At 59.6% G+C, this 18980-nt stretch carries 21 protein-coding genes; 9 read left to right on the plus strand and 12 right to left on the minus strand.

Features of this window, described 5'->3' with window-relative positions; all coding sequences use genetic code 11:
- Positions 1-107: 107 nt before the first annotated feature.
- From ccoS to ccoG, 4 genes are read right to left on the minus strand one after another with little or no spacing between them, the layout of a single operon-like run.
- Positions 108-269, minus strand: a complete 162-nt coding sequence (gene ccoS, locus PL597_RS23235; RefSeq protein ID WP_149146439.1) for a cbb3-type cytochrome oxidase assembly protein CcoS — start codon at positions 267-269, stop codon at positions 108-110.
- On the minus strand, positions 266-2557 hold the full coding sequence (locus tag PL597_RS23240) for a cation-translocating P-type ATPase (RefSeq protein WP_271366327.1): 2292 nt from the start codon (positions 2555-2557) through the stop codon (positions 266-268). Before PL597_RS23240 ends, ccoS begins: the two co-directional genes overlap by 4 nt.
- Entirely contained in the window at positions 2554-3054 is a 501-nt protein-coding gene (locus tag PL597_RS23245) for a FixH family protein (protein ID WP_077982268.1), read from the minus strand. The genes PL597_RS23240 and PL597_RS23245 overlap by 4 nt, the downstream gene beginning before the upstream one ends.
- The gene (gene ccoG, locus PL597_RS23250; RefSeq protein ID WP_191218268.1) at positions 3051-4634 is read right to left on the minus strand and encodes a cytochrome c oxidase accessory protein CcoG; all 1584 of its coding nucleotides are present in this window, start codon (positions 4632-4634) and stop codon (positions 3051-3053) included. Before ccoG ends, PL597_RS23245 begins: the two co-directional genes overlap by 4 nt.
- Positions 4635-4755: 121 nt before the next feature.
- Between ccoG and PL597_RS23255 the strand changes: the two genes are divergently transcribed.
- The 3 genes from PL597_RS23255 to PL597_RS23265 are packed head-to-tail and all read left to right on the plus strand — an operon-like array spanning position 4756 to position 5990.
- A complete protein-coding gene (locus tag PL597_RS23255; RefSeq protein ID WP_269825654.1) occupies positions 4756-5160 on the plus strand; it encodes an SRPBCC family protein in 405 nt (134 codons plus the stop codon).
- Positions 5161-5170: 10 nt separating this feature from the next.
- Positions 5171-5527, plus strand: a complete 357-nt coding sequence (locus tag PL597_RS23260) for a VOC family protein (protein ID WP_077982266.1) — start codon at positions 5171-5173, stop codon at positions 5525-5527.
- Between the two features lie 16 nt (positions 5528-5543).
- Positions 5544-5990 carry a VOC family protein gene (locus PL597_RS23265; protein ID WP_191218266.1) on the plus strand — a complete coding sequence of 149 codons (447 nt, stop codon included), beginning with the start codon at positions 5544-5546 and terminating at the stop codon, positions 5988-5990.
- Between the two features lie 57 nt (positions 5991-6047).
- Here PL597_RS23265 and ccoP read toward each other — a convergent pair whose 3' ends face one another.
- The 5 genes from ccoP to cobU all read right to left on the minus strand — a co-directional run bounded on the left by ccoP (position 6048) and on the right by cobU (position 10206).
- Positions 6048-6911 carry a cytochrome-c oxidase, cbb3-type subunit III gene (gene ccoP / locus PL597_RS23270; RefSeq protein WP_077982264.1) on the minus strand — a complete coding sequence of 288 codons (864 nt, stop codon included), beginning with the start codon at positions 6909-6911 and terminating at the stop codon, positions 6048-6050.
- Between the two features lie 3 nt (positions 6912-6914).
- Positions 6915-7067, minus strand: a complete 153-nt coding sequence (locus PL597_RS23275; protein ID WP_142912244.1) for a cbb3-type cytochrome c oxidase subunit 3 — start codon at positions 7065-7067, stop codon at positions 6915-6917.
- A gap of 13 nt (positions 7068-7080) precedes the next feature.
- Positions 7081-7812, minus strand: a complete 732-nt coding sequence (gene ccoO / locus PL597_RS23280) for a cytochrome-c oxidase, cbb3-type subunit II (protein WP_137410403.1) — start codon at positions 7810-7812, stop codon at positions 7081-7083.
- 11 nt (positions 7813-7823) lie between these two features.
- Entirely contained in the window at positions 7824-9446 is a 1623-nt protein-coding gene (gene ccoN / locus PL597_RS23285; RefSeq protein ID WP_142912245.1) for a cytochrome-c oxidase, cbb3-type subunit I, read from the minus strand.
- Positions 9447-9684: 238 nt separating this feature from the next.
- On the minus strand, positions 9685-10206 hold the full coding sequence (gene cobU / locus PL597_RS23290; RefSeq protein ID WP_137410405.1) for a bifunctional adenosylcobinamide kinase/adenosylcobinamide-phosphate guanylyltransferase: 522 nt from the start codon (positions 10204-10206) through the stop codon (positions 9685-9687).
- 503 nt (positions 10207-10709) lie between these two features.
- Here cobU and PL597_RS23295 point away from each other — a divergent pair.
- Both PL597_RS23295 and PL597_RS23300 read left to right on the plus strand, forming a co-directional pair.
- Positions 10710-11402 (plus strand): DUF599 domain-containing protein, encoded by a 693-nt coding sequence (locus PL597_RS23295; protein WP_137411010.1) that lies wholly within the window; start codon positions 10710-10712, stop codon positions 11400-11402.
- Between the two features lie 65 nt (positions 11403-11467).
- The gene (locus PL597_RS23300) at positions 11468-12433 is read left to right on the plus strand and encodes a heparan-alpha-glucosaminide N-acetyltransferase (protein ID WP_077982259.1); all 966 of its coding nucleotides are present in this window, start codon (positions 11468-11470) and stop codon (positions 12431-12433) included.
- A 286-nt stretch (positions 12434-12719) separates the two neighbouring features.
- On the opposite strand, the gene PL597_RS23305 is transcribed toward PL597_RS23300, so the two are convergent.
- Together PL597_RS23305 and mgtE are read right to left on the minus strand one after the other, a co-directional pair.
- Positions 12720-13106 (minus strand): MerR family transcriptional regulator, encoded by a 387-nt coding sequence (locus PL597_RS23305; RefSeq protein ID WP_003524989.1) that lies wholly within the window; start codon positions 13104-13106, stop codon positions 12720-12722.
- A gap of 72 nt (positions 13107-13178) precedes the next feature.
- Positions 13179-14606: a magnesium transporter gene (mgtE, locus tag PL597_RS23310; RefSeq protein WP_077982258.1), complete on the minus strand. Its 1428-nt coding sequence runs from the start codon at positions 14604-14606 to the stop codon at positions 13179-13181.
- Between the two features lie 393 nt (positions 14607-14999).
- Between mgtE and PL597_RS23315 the strand changes: the two genes are divergently transcribed.
- From PL597_RS23315 to PL597_RS23325, 3 genes are read left to right on the plus strand one after another with little or no spacing between them, the layout of a single operon-like run.
- Positions 15000-17300, plus strand: coding sequence for an FdhF/YdeP family oxidoreductase (locus PL597_RS23315; protein WP_191218262.1), 2301 nt, complete (start codon positions 15000-15002; stop codon positions 17298-17300).
- Positions 17300-17602 (plus strand): hypothetical protein, encoded by a 303-nt coding sequence (locus PL597_RS23320; RefSeq protein WP_271366329.1) that lies wholly within the window; start codon positions 17300-17302, stop codon positions 17600-17602. Before PL597_RS23315 ends, PL597_RS23320 begins: the two co-directional genes overlap by 1 nt.
- Positions 17603-17619: 17 nt before the next feature.
- Positions 17620-18114, plus strand: coding sequence for a peptide deformylase (locus PL597_RS23325; RefSeq protein WP_271366330.1), 495 nt, complete (start codon positions 17620-17622; stop codon positions 18112-18114).
- 3 nt (positions 18115-18117) lie between these two features.
- Here the strand turns inward: PL597_RS23325 and PL597_RS23330 are convergent, their stop codons facing one another.
- Positions 18118-18546, minus strand: coding sequence for an OsmC family protein (locus PL597_RS23330; protein ID WP_077982254.1), 429 nt, complete (start codon positions 18544-18546; stop codon positions 18118-18120).
- Positions 18547-18669: 123 nt separating this feature from the next.
- Here PL597_RS23330 and PL597_RS23335 point away from each other — a divergent pair, with 123 nt between their 5' ends.
- Entirely contained in the window at positions 18670-18837 is a 168-nt protein-coding gene (locus tag PL597_RS23335; RefSeq protein ID WP_003502827.1) for a Thivi_2564 family membrane protein, read from the plus strand.
- Positions 18838-18980 lie beyond the last annotated feature (143 nt).

The following is an 18980-nucleotide window of genomic DNA, read 5'->3' on the forward strand; positions in this document are numbered from 1 at the left end:
GTAATCACAAAACGGCAAGGCTGGGGGCGACTGAAACGATTAAATTTTGATGACGCAAGTCAGCTTTGCATATTTGCGGCAGGTCGAGACAGCAGTTCCCATTGCGCTCAACATGGCGGCCGGGGCCGGTCATCGCCGTCTTCTATCGCCCGCCAGGCTGCCCCGTCCATGTCCTCATATTGACCTGAACGTACCGACCAGAGGAAGGCAAAAAGTCCGAGCGCGCCCAGGAACAGCGCGACGGGAATGAGGTAGATCAGCATGTTCATGCCAGTTGCGCCCCCTCGCCCGCAAATCCCACGTTCGTTTCATTTTGAAGGCGGACGGTGTCAGCCGCACCGCCAAGGCGCAACGCATTGGCGACGACGATCAACGAGGATGTCGACATCGCAATGGCCGCGATCATCGGCGTCGCATAACCGGCAATCGCGATCGGTACGGCAACGATATTGTATCCGATGGCAAGCGCAAAGTTCTGGCGAATGAGGCCGCCGGCCCGCTGCGACGTCTCGATGGCGAAAGGCACGGCATCCAAGTCCTCCTGCATGAACACGAAATCGGCGGCCTTCCGGCCGATATCGGCGGCAGTGGCGGGCGCCATCGATACGTGGGCTGCGGCAAGCGCCGGCGCGTCGTTGATGCCATCCCCAACCATCAGCACCCTGCGCCCCTCGCCGGCAAGCGCGGCGCAGCGCGCCGCCTTGTCCTTCGGCGACAGGTCCGCGCGCCAGTTGCCGATCCCCAGCCGCTGCGCCATGGCGCTGACCGCGGCCGCCCGGTCACCCGAGACGATTTCCTGCGCAAGGCCCCGCCCAGACAGGCTGCGCAATGCCGCAATCGCACCCGCGCGCGGCTTGTCCTCGAAGCCGAAGCTCGCCAGTTGATGCCCATCGAGCGACAGCACCACTTCCGACCGGGCATCGCCATTGTCGATCAGTGTCTCATCCGGGCAGGCGAAACGGCGATTACCGAGTCGGTAAGTGCCGGCTTCCGTCTCGGCCTCGACACCCGACCCCGGAATTTCCCGCACCGTCTCATAGGCCGGCAAGGCACCGCTATAGGCGGCATGCAGAGCCTTCGACAACGGATGGCGCGAATGGGCGGCAAGGCCGGCGGCAATCGTCATGATGGCCGGTTTCACATCGCCAGTCTCGACCAGTTTCGGCTTGCCAACAGTCAGGGTCCCGGTCTTGTCGAACAGCACGGTATCGATTTCAGCAAGCCGCTCCATGGCCGAACCTTCCTTGACCATGATACCGTGCCGGAACAGCCTTCCTGCGGCCACCACCTGCACCACGGGAACCGCAAGGCCAAGCGCGCAGGGGCAGGTGATGATGAGAACCGCAATGGCGATCAGCATCGCCTGTTTCCAGTCGCCGCCGAAAATGCCCCAGCCGAGAAACGTCACCAGCGCCAGAAGATGCACGACGGGCGAATAATAGCTCGCGGCACGATCAGCGATACGCCGGTAACGTGCCCGCCCGCCTTCGGCCGCTTCCATCAGCCCGATCACTTCCGAAAGGAAGGAATCCTTTGCGGACGCAGTCACCCGGGCGACAAGCGAACCGGTGAGATTGAGCGTGCCGGCCTGCAGGCTGTCGCCTGCCGCAACGCGGCGCGGCGCGCTTTCACCATTGACGATGGACATGTCGAGATCGCTGCTGCCGGAGACCACCACGGCATCCACCGCTACCCGGTCACCCGCCGCAATCGCAATCGACATTCCGGATTCGATATCCGCAAGCGACCGGAAGTCCCGCACCCCGTCCGCGTCGATGACGGTAGCGCCGCGCGGCGAAAGACGGGCCAATCCGGCAATCGCCGAGCGCGCCTTGTCGCGCATGACATGATCAAGCGTGCGACCGATCAGCAGGAAGAACAGCAGCGATACCGTCGCGTCGAACCACGCGTGTTCGCCGTGATGGATCGTCTCCCACAGCGAAACGGCATAGGAGAGCGTGATGGCGAGCGCGATCGGCACGTCCATATTGGTGCGGCCATGTTTCAGCGCATTCCAGGCCGATCGATAGAAGAAACGCCCGCCATAGATCAGCGCCGGCGCGGCGATCATCGCCGAAATCCAGTGGAACATGTCACGCGTCGCCGCATCCGCGCCCGACCAGACGGAGACCGACAGCAGCATGATGTTGGCGGACGCAAAGCCGCAGAGCGCCACCGCCCTGATAAGCTGCGAGCGCAACGCGTCCGAAGCATCCTGCCCGCTCGAGAAAAGATGTGTCCTGTATCCGGTTGAAAGGATCGCGCGGGCAAGATCGGCGGGATCGGTCTTGACGCCATCGACCTCTTCCTTCCAGACGACCGCCACCCGTTTCGACGACAGGTTCACCCGCGCCCGCTCCACTTGCGGCACGCGGCGAAGCGCAGTCTCGATGGTGGTGATGCAGGCGCCGCAATAAACACCCGGCACGCTGAGATCGGTCTGGCGAAGACCCTGCCCCAGATCGCGGCTCGCCAGCAGCAATTCCTCCGACGATGGCGGATTGACCGGTTCGCCGAGTTGCAGCGACCCTTCCGTTCCCGGTGCGCAGCAGCTCATTTGCGCCCCCTTATGACGGCGATCCGCGTGCCCTCATGCACGATGATCCGGCCATCCTTGACGGCTGTCACTTCGACGATCCATTGGCCGGGCAACATGTCATGCGCAGCAGTGAAAACACCCGTGGAAACCGGGGTCAGCTCCATGTCGAAATTCTGGCTCTCACCCACGGGCCGGCGGAAATGCGCCGTCACCGTATCCGTGTCGACAGGCCCGGCATCCGGATGGAAAACTTCGTAACGCACCGTCTTTTCATCCACCGCCAGCCTGCCCTTGATGCCGGTTGCAGCCCTTGCCTTGGCGGCCTCCGCCTTGGCGTTGAACTGCTGGCTGGCCACATAGGTATTGGGCACCACAAGCCCGCTCCAGCTATGGATCGCGTTCCAGGCCATGATCATGTTGACGGTAATGATGGTACCAAAGAACAGCACCATCACGCCGAGCATGTGCCAGCCTGTAAATGTGAAACCGGAGGCGCGTTGATTGTTCACCGTCATTTTTTCACTCCCGGAGCATTGAAGACCGCATCGTAACGGGCCGTTTCGTGGCCGGCCGTATCGCTGACGATGAATTCGAAATTTTCAGCTACCCGCGCAACATCCGCGCCCGGCAGGGTGACAAATACCTTCAGCGTCGTCGCCTCATCCGGCTCCACGGTCACCTCGAAAGCCCGGGCAGCCGTATCGGCCATGCCGTTTATCTTCATCACCGCATTCGGAAGGCCGTCCATCGTCAGCCTCATTATGCGCGGCTGCGGCACCATGTTGAGGATTCGGACCGTGTAGCCGTTACGGATCGAACCGTTCGATTCCAGCACATATTGCGGATTACGGTCATGCAGGACATTGAGCGCCAGCCGCTCGCGCGTCACCAGCGCAAACAGCATGCCAATGCCAACGGCAGCCCAGATGGCCGTATAAAGCAGCGTGCGCGGCCGGAAGATGATGCGCCAGTTGAAGTGGCGCACGCGCCTACTGAAACGGCCGTCCTCTTCGCGCACATTGGCGGGACGGATGGCGTATTCGCCGTTGCCGGTCGCCAGCGCCATATTGGACTGGTATTCGGACAGCGTCGCATAGGCGATCAGCCCGCGCGGTTTGCCGATCTTGTCCATCACCCCGTCACAGGCATCGATACAGAGCGCGCAGGTGATGCATTCCAGCTGCTGCCCGTCCCTGATGTCGATGCCCATGGGACAGACCGCAACGCAGGCATTGCAATCGACGCAATCGCCGATGCTCTCCCCTGCCGCCGCAGCCTTTTTAGCGTGCCGCGAGCGCGGTTCACCCCGCCAGTCATTATAAGTGACGACAAGCGAATTCTCGTCCAGCATCGCTGCCTGAATGCGCGGCCAGGGGCACATATAGGTGCAGACCTGTTCCCGCATCAGCCCGCCGAAGACATAGGTCGTGGCGGTGAGGATCGCGACGGTGGTGTAAGCGATCATGGGTGCTTCGCCGGTCAGGAACTCTCTCGCCAGCGTCGGCGCATCGGCAAAATAGAAGATCCAGGCTCCACCTGTCAGAACACCGATGACCAGCCAGACCGCATGTTTCAACACCCGCTTGTGTAACTTGCCAAACGTGAAGGGCGCCGCATCCAGTTTCATGCGAGCGTTCCTGTCGCCCTCTATCGCCCGCTCGACCACCAGAAACAGATCGACCCAGACGGTCTGCGGACAGGTATAACCGCACCATGCGCGCCCAACGGCGGAGGTGACGAGAAAGAGCCCCAGCCCCGCCATGACCAGCAATCCGGCGACGAAAAAGAACTCCTGCGGCCAGATTTCGATGAAGAAGAAATAAAAGCGCCGGTTGGCAATATCGATCAGCACTGCCTGATCGGGTGCATAAGGTCCCCTGTCCCATCGCAGGAACGGCGTCAGATAATAAATGCCGAGCGTGACGAGCATCACCAGCCATTTGAACCGCCGGAACCGACCTTCCGCGCGCTTGGGAAAAATCTTCTTGCGGGCTTCGTAGAGCGGTTTGCGCGTTTTTGCGGAATTGACGGCTTCCGCCTCCAGCCTTTCGACGGGCTGTTGCGGGCTGTCCTGTCCGGCGCGATAGATGTTCATGGTAAGATGTCCGTTTTTATCTCCTTGCTTTCTCCCATCTCCCCGGTGAAACATCCTTGACTTACATCAAGTGACGACAAAGTGGCGCAGTCCGGGGAACGCGCCGCCAAGGGAGGATGAAATGCCTGTCATGCAGTCGAGAATCATTCATCTTTCGATCGAAAAACCGTGGGCAGAGGTCTACGATTTCGCCTCCGACCCTCAGAACATGCCTCGCTGGGCCGCGGGCCTTGCGGGCGGTCTTAAAGCCGATGGCCAAGACTGGATCGCCGAGGGCGGGCCGCTTGGCGAGGTGCGCGTCAATTTTGCGCCCGCCAATGAATTCGGCGTCATCGACCACGTCGTGACATTGCCGGATGGTATCAAAGTTTATAACGCGCTACGGGTGACGCCGAATGGCGACGGTACGGAGGTGAGTTTCACCCTGCTTCGCCTTCAGGGCATGACGGACGAGGATTTCGATCAGGATGCAAGAGCGGTCACGGCCGATCTCGAAACGCTGAAGGCGCTGCTCGAAAAGGATTGATGGAGGAAAGATGATCACGAATACAAACGACCGACGCATCGACTATGTCGAATTCAACGTCGCCGATATCGAGCGCAGCAAGGAATTTTACGGCGGCGCGTTCGGTTGGACTTTCAAGGATTACGGTCCGCAATATTGCGAATTCTCCGACGGCCGCCTGACGGGCGGCTTCACCACCACCGCGCCGGTTTCTTCCACGGGCGGACCGCTCGTCATTCTCTACGCCGCCGATATCGAGGATGTGCAACGGCGTATCGAGGCCGCCGGCGGCCAGATTAGCGTCGCGATCTTCGCCTTTCCCGGCGGCCGGCGTTTCCATTTCACCGATCCGGATGGATACGAACTGGCCGTCTGGTCGAAAAACTGATCGGCAGGAACCCGCAATGACTTTGACAACGCCGCCTTTTTCGTTGGTCGGTATCGATCATATCGTCTTCATCGTCGACGATATGGCGCGGGCGCTCGATTTCTACCGGAACGTGCTCGGGTGCACTGATGGTTACTCTTATCCTGCTCTCGGCATGGAACAGGTCTGGTGCGGAAATGCCTTGATCGTGCTGTGGGATGTCACACATCCCGGTGGCACAAAGGCTGCTCCGCCCGTCGCCGGAGGACGGAATGTCGATCACATCTGCATAGCGACCGGTCCCCTGAACCATGATGCGCTTCGCGCCCATCTGGTGAAATTTAACGTTACGATAGAACAGGAAGCCTTTCACGGCGGCGCGAGAGGAATGGGACATTCGTTCTATTTCCGTGATCCCTTCGGCAACAAGATCGAGTTGAAGGGACCAGCCGAATATCCGGATGGACGGGCGGACAACGCCTGATCTGCCCATGATAAAAAGGGCGCCTCCCCGGCGCCCCCTCTCCACATTCTGCTCACCTCATTCACCCCCACCAAGCGAATGCACGAAGATGGCAAGCTGCTTGACGGTCGTATCGCCGAGACGCTCTCCCCAGGCAGGCATCACCCCATGTTTCGGTGACCGTATCTGTGCAGCGATACCTTCTTCGCCGTGGGCCTTCAGCCAGATAGCATCGGCAAGATTGGGTGCTCCGAACTCGCGGTTGCCCTTGGCATCCTCACCGTGGCAAGAAGCGCAATTATCCGCAAAAACCTGTTTGCCAGGTTCCACCAGCGCCGGATTGGAAGGCGTTCCCGTCAGACTGACGACATAGGCGGCAACCTCGCGGATTTCGTCAGACTTCAGAATGTCGACAAAGGCCGGCATTTCCGAAGCACGCGTATCAGCATCGTCGGCAAAACGAATGCCGTGCTTCACCGTTGTATAGATGTCCTCGACGCTGCCGCCCCACATCCAGTCGTCATCGTTGAGGTTGGGATAACCCTGCCCGCCTTCCGCGCCCGAACCGTGACACTGAATGCAATTGACCTTGAAAGCGGCCGCGCCGCCGGAAAGGGCAAATTGACTCAGGGCCGGGTCGGTCTGAATTTCGGCAAGCGACGCATTGGCGATTTTGTCGACAAAGACGCTCTGCAACTGTTTTGCATCGGCAATATCGGCGGCAATATCGCCGCGGCTGTTCCAGCCGAGCAACCCTTGCGTCGCCCCGTTGATCAGCGGCCATGCCGGATAGGCGATGGTATAGCCGATGGCCCACAGTATCGTGAGATAGAAGGTCCAGACCCACCAGCGCGGCATTGGGTTGTTCAGCTCGCGGATACCGTCCCATTCATGACCAGTGGTTTCGACGCCGCTGATTTTATCGATGTGTTTTTCGGACATATCCTAGTCCTCCTTGAGCGGAATGCTGGCGGCATCGTCCGCGGCTTTTCTCGAGCCTGGGCGAAGGGTGAAAACAACGACGCTGGCAAAGAACAGGGTCATGGCAAGCAGACCCCAGCTATCGGCGAAGTGGCGCATGGCCGTGTAGGTTTCCATGGCTCACACCTCCTCACCGGTATCCGGCGGCATCGTCATAGGTCGAGAAATCGACCAGCGTGCCGAGCATTTGCAGATAGGCCACAAGCGCATCCATTTCGGTGAGCTTGGCCGGATCGCCGTCGAAATCGCCGACCTTGGCCTTCGGGTAACGCGCTAGCAGCTCGCTGGTATCGGCATTCGGATCAGCCTGCGCCTTCATGTCAGCGCTCGCCTTTTCGATCATCTCGTCGCTATAGGGTACGCCGACGGCGCGGTTGGCCTTCAGCTCCATGGAAACCTCGGTGACCTTCAGCGTCGTGGTCTTCAGGAAAGCATAGGAGGGCATGATCGATTCCGGCACGACCGAACGCGGATCGGCCAGATGCTGCACGTGCCACTCGTTCGAATAACGATCGCCGACACGCGCAAGATCCGGCCCCGTGCGCTTGGAACCCCACTGGAACGGATGGTCATACATGGATTCCGCTGCCAGGCTGTAATGCCCGTAACGCTCCACCTCGTCGCGGAACGGCCGGATCATCTGGCTGTGGCAGACATAACATCCCTCGCGGATGTAGATGTTGCGCCCGGCCAGTTCCAGCGGCGTGTAGGGCCGCATGCCCTCCACCTTCTCGATGGTGTTTTCGAGATAAAAGAGCGGTGCGATTTCCACGATACCGCCGATGGAGACGACCAGCAAAGAACCGACCAGAAGCAGCGTGGCGTTGCGTTCGACGACGGCGTGTTTGTCAAGAATGGACATCGGAGCCCTCCTTATTCAGCAGGCTGCAGCGAGGGCACTGCGCCTTCGCTGGCGCCCTCCTCGCGTTGATGACCGAGGATGGTCATTGTGACGTTGTAGGCCATGATCAGCGCGCCACTGAGGAACATCAGGCCGCCCAATGCACGCATCACATAATAGGGGAACAGCGCCGCGACCGACTCCGCGAAGGAATAGACGAGGAAGCCCTGGGTATCGTATTCGCGCCACATCAGCGCCTGCTGGATGCCGGCCACCCACATGACGGCCGCGTAGATGACGATGCCGATCGTGGCGAGCCAGAAGTGCCAGTTGACGAGTTGCAGGCTATAGAGACGCTCCCTGCCCCAGAGTTTCGGCGTCAGGTAATAGATCGCGCCGAAGGTGATCATGCCGTTCCAGCCGAGAGCACCCGAATGCACATGGCCGATGGTCCAGTCGGTATAGTGGCTGAGCGAGTTGACGGCCTTGATCGACATCATCGGACCTTCGAAGGTCGCCATGCCGTAAAAGGCCACCGCCATCACCATCATGCGCACGATGGGGTCTGTACGGATCTTGTCCCAGGCGCCCGAAAGCGTCATCAGACCGTTGATCATGCCGCCCCAGGACGGCATCCACAGCATGATCGAGAACACCATGCCGAGCGTCTGCGCCCAGTCCGGCAGCGCCGTATAGTGCAGATGGTGCGGGCCGGCCCAGATATACATGAAGATCAGCGCCCAGAAGTGGATGATCGACAGGCGGTAGGAATAGACCGGGCGGTTCACCTGCTTGGGAATGAAATAATACATCATGCCGAGGAAGCCGGCCGTCAGGAAAAAGCCGACAGCGTTATGGCCGTACCACCATTGCGTCAGCGCGTCCTGCACGCCCGAAAAAGCCGAATAGCTCTTGACGCCAAGGAACGAGACGGGAATGGCGAGATTGTTGACGATATGCAGCATGGCGATGGTGACGATGAAACTGAGGTAGAACCAGTTGGCCACATAGATATGCGGCTCCTTGCGCGTGAGGATCGTACCGAGGAACACCAGCAGATAGGCGACCCAGACAATGGTCAGCCAGATATCCACATACCATTCCGGTTCCGCATATTCGCGGCCCTGCGTAATCCCGAGCAGATAGCCGGTGGCGGCCATGACGATGAAGAGGTTGTAGCCCCAGAACACGAACCAGCCGAGATTGCCGCCGAACAGCCGCGCGCGACAGGTTCTCTGCACCACGTAAAAGGAGGTGGCGATCAGCGCATTTCCCCCGAAAGCGAAGATAACCGCCGATGTGTGCAGCGGCCGCATCCGGCCGAAATTGAAATAGGGCGCGATGTTGAGATCGGGAAAGGCAAGCTGAAGCGCCACGACAACGCCAACCAGAAAGCCGACGACACCCCAGAACACAGTGGCGATGACGCCGTATTTCACCACCTCGTCGAAATATTCCGACTTCAAGTGAGCACGCGTGGCAGAACCGACAGGCGCGAAGGAGACACGGCGCAGCAAAAGCACCGTGCTGACCAGAAGCGTAAAGAACAGTACCCACATATGGGCTGCGAAAAGACTGTCATGGGCAAAGGCTGCCCCAAGCAACGCGAGAAAGGCGCCGAGCGCCACGATCGCGGTTTCTAACGTGTAATTCATTGTTGGTTTCCCCCAACGTGCAAGCCGACCGACGAAAGGCACGGCACGCGCCCAAGAGAGCGGAAACGTGCCTATGCGTCGGTTGGAGCATTGCCACCGGCGGGAGAGCGCCACCTTGATCCAGGTCAAGAAAGCAAAGCTGTCGCAGCCCCGGCAAAACGGGACGCGGCTTTACGAGAGAAATTTGTACAAGAGCAAAAATGCGCAGCGATGCCGGCCCCGCTTGCGCGCGTACCCTTCAGCCCTTCATCTTCAGGGGCAGGCCGGCGGCGACGAAATAGACTTCTGCGGCAATGGCGGCGATTCGCTGATGCAGGCGGCCGGCGTGATCGCGAAATTCCCGCGCCATGCGGTTTTCCGGCACGATGCCGAGACCGACTTCGTTGGAGACGAGAATCAGCTTAGCTCGAGCCGATGCAATCGCCGTCTCGAGCGCCGCGAAAGCAGCCTCGATATCGGCGTTCTCCATCATCAGATTGGTGAGCCACAGGGTGAGGCAATCGATGAGAACGACATTTTCCGGCGCGCCGAGCTGGTCCAGCACGGCGGCAATATCGACGGGCGCTTCATGCGTTGTCCATTCGCCGCCGCGCCGCGCCTGATGATGGACGATGCGGTCGCGCATCTCGTCATCCCATGCCCGGCCAGTGGCCAGATAATGCAGGCTTCCACCCGACTTGCCCGCAAGCTCCTCCGCAAAACGGGACTTGCCTGAGCGCGCGCCGCCAAGAATGAAAACGGAGCGGTTTTTATCTGTCATCTGAAACCTGAAGGAAGAGAATGAAACGGACCGGCATCTTCGCCGTGTCGCAAGCCAGGGGCAGACAGACAGGAAGGGAACGATTCGTAGAAAAAGGCGTTCCCCGGTTGCTCATGCCGGACTGCCGCTGATACCGGGCCGGAGAAAACAAGACCTGCCTGCAGGATGCGGGGCATATCAGCCTTGGCTGCTCCGGATACCGGAAACACCGGTCCAGATAAAAGGCTAGGTGCGAACGGCCATTCTGTCAATCGGCCCTCGCCGCTGGCGAAAAAACGGGCGGAACCGGGACGCAAAACCTTAACCCGGAACCGGCAGACGCATCGTCCGCGACTGGATTGATAAAGCGACTTGGTTACCGGAACGTTAGCGAAAAACCGAATGATGAAACCGCAACGCCCAAGGAGAATATGGAGTGACGGCAGCCGCCGCCATTGCCTTGCCATGGCCTTCAAATCAATATGCTTTCGAAGATTCGCAAACAGCAAGGTGGCCTGCCCGTGATGACCGTGATGGACTATATCTCGATCGTGGTTTTCATCCTGCTATGGGCCGTCTATACCCATGTCACGACGGGCACGAGGTTGTTTTCGAGAGCCAGTCTCAACCAGGCCATGGCCGAGCGCCGCCGCGAGTGGATCATGAATTCGCTGAAGCGCGACCTGAAGATGATCGACACGCAGATCATGGCCGGCCTTCAGAATGGCACCGCCTTCTTCGCCTCCACCTCCATTTTCGCCATCGGCGGATGTTTCGCCCTGCTGGGCGCCACAGAACAGGTCGAATCGGTGTTTCGCGACATGCCGTTCGTGCAGTATGCCGGGCGCACGGCCTTCGAGCTGAAGGTCATCGGGCTGACCTGTCTTTTCGGTTATTCCTTCTTCAAGTTCGGCTGGTCCTACCGCCTGTTCAACTATTGCACCATCCTGTTCGGCGCCATTCCCATGGTCCACGATGTCGGCGCCGATCGCAGGGCGGCCGAGCGGGCAGCCGAAAACGTCATAAAGATGAACATCATCGCTGCTAAGAACTTCAATGACGGCCTGCGGACCATCTTTCTGTCAATCGGTTATCTCGGCTGGTTCATCAGCCCCTATGTCTTCATCGCCAGCACGGTCATCATCATCGTGGCGTTGTTACGCCGCCAGTTCTTTTCCGAAGCACGGCGCGCCATTATGGAAGAAAACAGGCCTTGAAATAGCCGCACTTCAGGGGCCAAGCCGAGCGTGATACCGCCCCCCGAAAGCCGAAAACGGAAACCATGAACACGAACGCAGCCGCAAACGAAAACCGCCGCAAAGGCCGCATAGGCGGTCTCGACACCCTGCGCGGGCTGGCCCTCATCGCCATGGCGTCCTACCACTTCACATGGAATCTGGAATATTTCGGCTATCTGGAACCCGGCACGGCAACCACCGGCCTGTGGAAACTCTATGCGCGCGGCATCGCCAGCTCGTTCCTGTTTCTGGCCGGTTTCAGCCTGTTTCTCGCCCATGGTAAGGGCGTCAACTGGCCGTCTTTCGGCAAACGTTTTGCGATGGTGGCCGGCTCGGCACTGCTCATTACCATCGCCACCTATTTCGCCTTTCCGGACAGCTTCATCTTCTTTGGCATATTGCACAATATCGCCGCAGCAAGCCTTGTCGGGTTGCTGTTCGTGCGAGCCCCCGCGGCCGTGACGTTGCTTTTTGCCGTGATCGCCTTCACCCTGCCTCACTATCTGCAGTCCGAACTGTTCAACGCAAAATGGTTGGCCTGGATTGGTTTTTCCACCACGCCGCCCCGTTCGAACGACTATGTGCCGCTTCTGCCCTGGCTTGCGCCCTTCCTTGCCGGGCTTGCGGTGTCGCAATTCGTCACGCCGCGCGACTGGCTCGACCGCTTTCGAAGCCCGAGTTCGCCTCGCAACCTGATCGCAGGCGCCGGCCGCCACAGCCTGGCATTCTACCTCATCCACCAGCCGGTGCTTATCGGCCTTGTCTATACCCTGTCGCTCATAGCCCCACCCTCGCCTGTCGATCAGGTCGAGCTTTACAAATCGAGTTGTGAAAAGAGCTGCGTCGAGCAGGCCAACGGCCTGGAACTTTGCCAGCGTTTCTGCGGCTGCACACTGGAGAAGCTGCAGGCGGAAAACCTGTTCGACACGATGATGGAAGGCAAGCTCAACGCCGATCAGCAGACGAAGGTCAGTGAGGTGGCGCAACAGTGCACGGTTGAGGCACAGTAGGGAGACGTCAGGGCTTGCCGCTTGTTTCTTCTCCCCGAGGGGGAGAAGGTGGCCCGAAGGGTCGGATGAGGGGGCAACGTTGCCGAATATCTCTACCCTAGCCCCCTCATCCCGCTGCCGCGACCTTCTCCCTGGCGGGGAGAAGGCGACAAGCGGCACATACTCGCTCCAACGCGGCCCATCACCACTCTGGCGATCGTCCCCCAAAGGAATGCGGTAAAGATAGAAGGCTTAAGGCCTGTTTTCGGCATTAAATCACTGACGCATCAAGCAGCACGAGCTGCTTTCACGTCCCAACGCCGATTTCGGCAAGCCGCGTTAGACAGGCTTCTTCGACATTGTCGAGTTCCGCCAGCGTCTCTTCGATGTCCTTGCGTTTTTGCCGAAGCTCGGCGCGCTTTTCATCGACCTTCTTCATCAGAAGCACCAATTGGCCCGATTCGCCCGGCGGTTCCTTGTAGACGTGAATGATCTCGCGAATTTCGGAGATCGTGAAACCGATACGGCGGCCGCGCAGGATTTCCTGAATGAGGCGGCGGTCTGCAGCCCTGAAAAGCCGTGTGCGCCCGCGACGTTCAGGGTGAATCAGTCCCTCGTCCTCGTAAAACCTCAAGGTGCGGGTGGAAACACCGAATTCGCGTGTCAGTTCGGTTATGCTATAATACTTGTCCAAGGGCCTATCCGATTCATCACCGGAAGATATTATTTGACCTTCACGTAAAAGTCAATTTTCGGCCGTCTGGCCCTATCCGGAAATACCGTACCACCAGGTCGCGATCCCCAGAAAGGCGAAGAAGCCGACAATATCGGTAACCGCCGTCACGAAAACTGCCGACGAGACCGCCGGGTCCGCGCCGAACTTGTCGAGCACCAGCGGAATGAGAATTCCCGCCAGCGCCGCCGCCAGCATGTTGAGGCACATGGCCGTGGCGATGATGCCGCCGATATGAATATCCTGAAACCAGATACCGGCAACGATGCCGATGGCGCAGCCGAACAGCATGCCATTCAGAATACCCACGCCCGCCTCGCGCCGGATGATGCGCGCAGCGTTGTGAATATCGAGGCTTTTGGTGGCGAGCGCCCGCACCGACACCGTCATGGTCTGCGATCCGGCATTGCCGCCCATACCGGCCACCGCCGGCATAAGGATCGCCAGCGCGACGATCTGCTGGATCGTTGCATCGAACAGGCTGATGACAGAGGCGGAGAGAAAGGCGGTGATAAGGTTAACCGCAAGCCAGGGCACGCGCGAACGGGACGTGCTGGCAATCGAGTCCGACAGCTCTTCGTCACCGACACCGCCAAGGCGCAGCAAATCCTCCTCGGCCTCTTCCTGAATGACGTCCACCACGTCATCGATGGTCAGCACGCCCACCAGTCGGCCGTTATCATCGACCACAGCGGCGGAGAGAAGGTCATATTGCTCGAAAAGCTGCGCGGCCTCTTCCTGGTCCATCTCCGCCGGGATGGAGTGGTTGGTCTCGTGCATGATCGTTTCGATCTTCACCTGACGTTTGGCGCGCAGAACCCTGTCGAGATCGAGCGCGCCGACCAGCTTGAAGGTGGGATCGATGACAAAAATCTGCGAGAAGGATTCCGGCAGCTCCTCCTCCTCGCGCAGGTAGTCGATGGTCTGCCCCACGGTCCAGAACGGCGGCACGGCGACGAATTCCGTCTGCATGCGGCGACCGGCCGAACTTTCTGGATAATCCAGCGCCCGCATCAGCCGCACGCGTTCGGTGAACGGCAGTTGCGAGAGAATATCCTCGCGGTCTTCGTCGTCGAGGTCCTCGAGAATATAGACGGCGTCGTCCGAATCCAGCTCGCCGATACCGGCGGCAATCTGTTCATTCGACATCTGGTCAACGATATCGAGACGGATGCCCTCATCCACCTCGGTCAGCGCCGTCATGTCGAAATCGGAACCGAGAAGCCGCACCAGCGCATGGCGCTGTTCCGGCAGGATGGATTCCAGCAGGTCACCGAGTTCCGATTCGTGCAGCCGCGCCACATTCTTGCGCAGGAAAAGCAGATCGCGGTCAGCGATCGCCGCACCCACCATCGTCAGAAAATCGGAGCGTACCGAACCGTCTTCGGCGTAGATATCGGAGGGCGCTTCCGTCGGCTTCATGTCCTCGGGCGCGACAGGATCGTCGTCACGGTCTGTCATCTGGCGTCCCCTTGTATTCAAATATGGCAGTGCACGGATGCGCAGGCAGAATGGCGTTAAAAGGTATATTGTCAACAACCGGGTAGCAGCAAATACGCAAGCTCTCCGGCCGCGGCAAAAAATCCATTCGACATTCCTCTTCCTATTGGCCGGCAGGGTCTCAGCCAGCGGCCATAAGCATGTTTAGCCAATCTGCGCGGCTTGTTTTACGACAACGTCCGCCCCCTTTACGCCGTTCCCGTTTTAAATGTCGAATGGGCGAACAAAGGTTTTGCCGCAATGCACAATTAAGACATTGACAGGCGGTGCGGATCAGCGCTTTTGAAGATGCTTTTGACAAACGGTAAGCGCCGTCGGGCGCGCGCAAGAAGACACATCCCGGGAATCACAATCATGAGCAAGACGGATTTCATAGGCAAGGCATCCTCCGCCGCAGGTGGCTGGGGCGCACTCAAAAGCGTCGGCAAACGCCTCCTGGAATCCGGCGCCCCGATTTCCGGCGCCCGCACGCTTTTGAAGACCAACCAGCCGGATGGATTCGACTGCCCGGGCTGCGCCTGGGGAGACCCGGAACATGGCTCCTCTTTCGAGTTCTGCGAAAACGGCGTCAAGGCGGTGTCATGGGAAGCAACGGAAGCCCGGGTGCCGCCGGATTTCTTCGCCAGCCGCACCGTATCCGAACTGCGCAGCTGGTCTGATTACGATCTGGAAAAACAGGGCCGCCTCACCCATCCCATGCGTTATGACCGGGCGAGCGACAGATATCTGCCTGTCTCCTGGGACGATGCCTTTGCCGAAATCGGCCGTATCCTCAACAGCCTCGACAGTCCCGACCGGGCTGAGTTCTATACCTCCGGCCGTGCCTCCAACGAGGCGGCCTTCCTCTATCAGTTGATGGTCAGGCTTTACGGTACCAATAATTTCCCCGACTGCTCCAACATGTGTCACGAGGCGAGCGGCGTCGGCCTGAAAGAATCGATCGGCGTCGGCAAGGGCACGGTGCTGCTGGAGGATTTCGAGCAGACGGACGCCATTTTCGTCATCGGGCAAAATCCCGGCACCAACCATCCACGCATGCTTGGCGACTTGCGCCGCGCCGCCCTTCGCGGCGCCCGCATCGCTGTCTTTAATCCCATTCGGGAAAAGGGTCTCGAGCGTTTCGCCGACCCCCAGGACAAGATCGAAATGATCACCGGCAGCAGCACGAAAATCGCCACCAACTATTACCAGCCGCGTCAGGGTGGCGATATGGCGGCAGTGCGCGGCATGAGCAAGGCAGTCTTCGCCGCCGACGATGCAGCAAGGGCGGCGGGCGAGCCCGCCATCATCGACTACGACTTCATCGCCGAACATGCGGCCGAATTCGATGCCTATCGCGCCGCCGTCGATGCGACGAGCTGGGAGAGCATCCTCGACCAGTCCGGCCTCACCCGCGCGGAGATCGAGGAAGCCGCCCGCATCTACATGAACGCCGGTTCCGTCATCGCCACCTGGGCCATGGGTGTCACGCAGCACAGGCATTCGGTCATTATCGTTCGCGAGATCACCAATTTCATGCTGCTGCGTGGCAATATCGGCCGTCCGGGCGCCGGCCTTTGCCCCGTGCGCGGCCATTCCAACGTGCAGGGCGACCGCACCGTCGGCATCGATGAAAAAGCCCCGCCCGCGCTTCTCGATGCGCTGGAAAAGGAACTTGGCGTCCCCATGCCGCGCAAGCCCGGCCACAATACCGTCGAAGCCGTCGCCGCGATGCTGGACGGCAAGGCTCAGACTTTCATCGCGCTCGGCGGCAATTTCATGCGGGCGACGCCCGACAGCCCGCTGATCGTCAAGGCTTTCGAAAAGCAGAAGCTGACCGTCAACATCGCAACCAAGCTCAACCATTCGCACTTGGTGCCGGGCGAAACCTCCTTTGTGCTGCCCTGCCTCGGCCGAACGGAAATCGACCGCAATTCGGCCGGGCGCTCGCAGATCGTCACGGTGGAGGATTCCATGAGCATGGTGCACGGTTCCGGCGGCATCAATCCACCGGCCTCGGATGAGCTGCGCTCGGAAGTGGCCATCGTCGCTGGCATCGCCGAGGCGACGCTTGGCAATGCCCATGTCGACTGGAAGGCGCTTGCCGATGATTACGACCTCATCCGCGACATGATCGAGCGGGTCATTCCCGGTTTCGATAATTTCAACGAGCGCGTACGCGTGCCGCGCGGTTTTCATCTGCGCAACGCAGCAGCCGAACGGGAATGGAACACGCCGGCGAAAAAGGCCACCTTCTATAGCGGTCCGCTACCTGAACAGACCGAACACCAGCAGGCGCTCACGCGCGATGACCTGTTTGTCTTGCAGACCTTCCGCAGCCACGATCAATACAACACCACGATCTACGGCATGGACGACCGTTATCGCGGCGTCTATGGCGAGCGCCACGTCATCTTCATGAACCCGAAGGACATGGAAACGCTCGGCGCCCATTCCCGCCAGCGTGTCGATGTCATCGGCGAATATGGCGACGGCGTGGAACGCATTGCGCGGAATTTCCGGCTGGTGCCCTATAATATCCCGCAGGGCAGCGTCGGCGGTTATTATCCGGAACTGAACGTGCTGGTGCCGCTATCGAGCTATGGCGAAGACAGTTTCACGCCGACATCGAAATCGGTGCTCGTCTCCGTTCGCCTGCGCCCGGACGCCTCCTGATGGACGAGGCGCAGTCCGCCGCCGCGTTCATGGCCGCGGTGGAGCGGGTTCAGGAAAGCTCCTCACGGGCGCTGACAGCCACGGGCGCGGCGATCCTTCTTTCGCTTCGTCTCAACATCGCCGCTGACAGCCGCAGCATCGCCAATCGGCTGGGGCTTGCGCACGCCCTCATTCTGCGCGAAATCACTGCCCTGTCGCCACGTTTCGTGCGGGTGACAAAACGCGATGCCCGCACCCAGCGCAGCTTTCTGGAGGCAACCGAAGAAGGACAGTCCCTCGCGGCGGCGTCCCTGCGGATTTGAAACGAACGGAGCATTCCTTGGCAATCAGGCCGATCCTGCCCTACCCTCATACCGGTTTGTCCGAAATCTGCGCGCCGGTCACGGCTTTCGACGGGCAATTGCAACAGCTGGTAACGGACCTGATCGACACGATGCGCGCTGCACCCGGCGTCGGCATCACCGCCGCCCACATCGGCATAAAACAGCGGGTTTTCGTGTTGGAACTGACACCGGGAACCGTCCTGACCTACATCAATCCCGAAATAATCAGCCAATCCACGCAGACCATGCGCCATATGGAGGGCAGCGTCTCCATGCCGGGCTTTACCGACGAGGTGGAGCGGCCTTGCAGTGTCGAGGTGAGGTTTCAGGACATATCCGGCGGCGAACACCGGCAGACCGCCGAGGGATTTCACGCCGTCTGCATCCAGCACGAGATCGACCAGCTGGATGGCATTTTCTGGCTGAAGCGCCTCTCGAAGCTCAAGCGCGACCGGCTGGTGAAAAAATGGGAAAAATCCCGGAAGCCTTGATCGTCAACCGGTAACAGACATCGCGAATTCCGCATCGCCCTTCAGCGTGTTGCTGACAGTGCATATATCCTCGGCAAGATGGGCAATGGCGTTGCGGCTATTCTCATCGAAATCGCCGCTCACCGCGATGCCAATGTCGAAACGGACAATGCTGTACGGCTCCTCGGCGGATTTTTCGCCCGTGACTTCGACAACCACACCATTGAAGCGCTCCAGCAAACCTAGCCGACTGGCGGCGATCCGGGCGCTGAGCGCAAGACAGGCGGCGAGTGACGAATACAGTAGATCAATCGGATTGAATCCCGGCTCTGCAACGCCGGTCACGAGATCCAGTTTACCGCCTGTCACCGTCGAAATGGCGGGGCGACCGAGCCGCCCCACCTCGGCCCTCGCCCCCACGGGACGCAACTTCACCTTCCCACCATCTGCCATTCAGCAAGTCCTAATTTTAATCGCGCGCAATCAATTGCATGGAACAAAAATCTATCTGGCGCTTTTTACTCCCACAACGGTGAACGACCGTTGAAGCCTTTATTTTACAGGGAGCTGGGACATATGGTTACATCTACGCTCGTCAGCATTCTGATCACCTTCCTGGTGATTGTGCTCGTCTTGTGGCTTATCGCGCGCCTGCCGGTCGGCGGCGGTGCGAAACAGATTGCGCAGGTGATCGTCATCATCATCGGCATTATTTCGCTGCTGAAATATCTTGCCGTCTTCTGATGTCCAAGCACGGTGCAGACGAAAAAAGGCGGCGAAGGCCGCCTCAGACTGCTGACAAACCCCTGGCGTGAGCTGGGGGTTTATGATTCATTGGGACATGTTGAAGAAACCTGCTCCTGAACAGACCGCTCTCGAGATGGTGA

The organism is Agrobacterium sp. ST15.13.013 (assembly GCF_027956525.1).
GTDB lineage: Bacteria > Pseudomonadota > Alphaproteobacteria > Rhizobiales > Rhizobiaceae > Agrobacterium > Agrobacterium salinitolerans.

What these genes read in the sequence shown, in the direction of transcription:
- ccoS (WP_149146439.1), bottom strand. Translation starts at nt 269, where the DNA reads ATGAACATGCTGATCTACCTCATTCCCGTCGCGCTGTTCCTGGGCGCG.
- PL597_RS23240 (WP_271366327.1), bottom strand. Translation starts at nt 2,557, where the DNA reads ATGAGCTGCTGCGCACCGGGAACGGAAGGGTCGCTGCAACTCGGCGAA.
- PL597_RS23245 (WP_077982268.1), bottom strand. Translation starts at nt 3,054, where the DNA reads ATGACGGTGAACAATCAACGCGCCTCCGGTTTCACATTTACAGGCTGG.
- ccoG (WP_191218268.1), bottom strand. Translation starts at nt 4,634, where the DNA reads ATGAACATCTATCGCGCCGGACAGGACAGCCCGCAACAGCCCGTCGAA.
- PL597_RS23255 (WP_269825654.1), top strand. Translation starts at nt 4,756, where the DNA reads ATGCCTGTCATGCAGTCGAGAATCATTCATCTTTCGATCGAAAAACCG.
- PL597_RS23260 (WP_077982266.1), top strand. Translation starts at nt 5,171, where the DNA reads ATGATCACGAATACAAACGACCGACGCATCGACTATGTCGAATTCAAC.
- PL597_RS23265 (WP_191218266.1), top strand. Translation starts at nt 5,544, where the DNA reads ATGACTTTGACAACGCCGCCTTTTTCGTTGGTCGGTATCGATCATATC.
- ccoP (WP_077982264.1), bottom strand. Translation starts at nt 6,911, where the DNA reads ATGTCCGAAAAACACATCGATAAAATCAGCGGCGTCGAAACCACTGGT.
- PL597_RS23275 (WP_142912244.1), bottom strand. Translation starts at nt 7,067, where the DNA reads ATGGAAACCTACACGGCCATGCGCCACTTCGCCGATAGCTGGGGTCTG.
- ccoO (WP_137410403.1), bottom strand. Translation starts at nt 7,812, where the DNA reads ATGTCCATTCTTGACAAACACGCCGTCGTCGAACGCAACGCCACGCTG.
- ccoN (WP_142912245.1), bottom strand. Translation starts at nt 9,446, where the DNA reads ATGAATTACACGTTAGAAACCGCGATCGTGGCGCTCGGCGCCTTTCTC.
- cobU (WP_137410405.1), bottom strand. Translation starts at nt 10,206, where the DNA reads ATGACAGATAAAAACCGCTCCGTTTTCATTCTTGGCGGCGCGCGCTCA.
- PL597_RS23295 (WP_137411010.1), top strand. Translation starts at nt 10,710, where the DNA reads ATGACCGTGATGGACTATATCTCGATCGTGGTTTTCATCCTGCTATGG.
- PL597_RS23300 (WP_077982259.1), top strand. Translation starts at nt 11,468, where the DNA reads ATGAACACGAACGCAGCCGCAAACGAAAACCGCCGCAAAGGCCGCATA.
- mgtE (WP_077982258.1), bottom strand. Translation starts at nt 14,606, where the DNA reads ATGACAGACCGTGACGACGATCCTGTCGCGCCCGAGGACATGAAGCCG.
- PL597_RS23315 (WP_191218262.1), top strand. Translation starts at nt 15,000, where the DNA reads ATGAGCAAGACGGATTTCATAGGCAAGGCATCCTCCGCCGCAGGTGGC.
- PL597_RS23320 (WP_271366329.1), top strand. Translation starts at nt 17,300, where the DNA reads ATGGACGAGGCGCAGTCCGCCGCCGCGTTCATGGCCGCGGTGGAGCGG.
- PL597_RS23330 (WP_077982254.1), bottom strand. Translation starts at nt 18,546, where the DNA reads ATGGCAGATGGTGGGAAGGTGAAGTTGCGTCCCGTGGGGGCGAGGGCC.
- PL597_RS23335 (WP_003502827.1), top strand. Translation starts at nt 18,670, where the DNA reads ATGGTTACATCTACGCTCGTCAGCATTCTGATCACCTTCCTGGTGATT.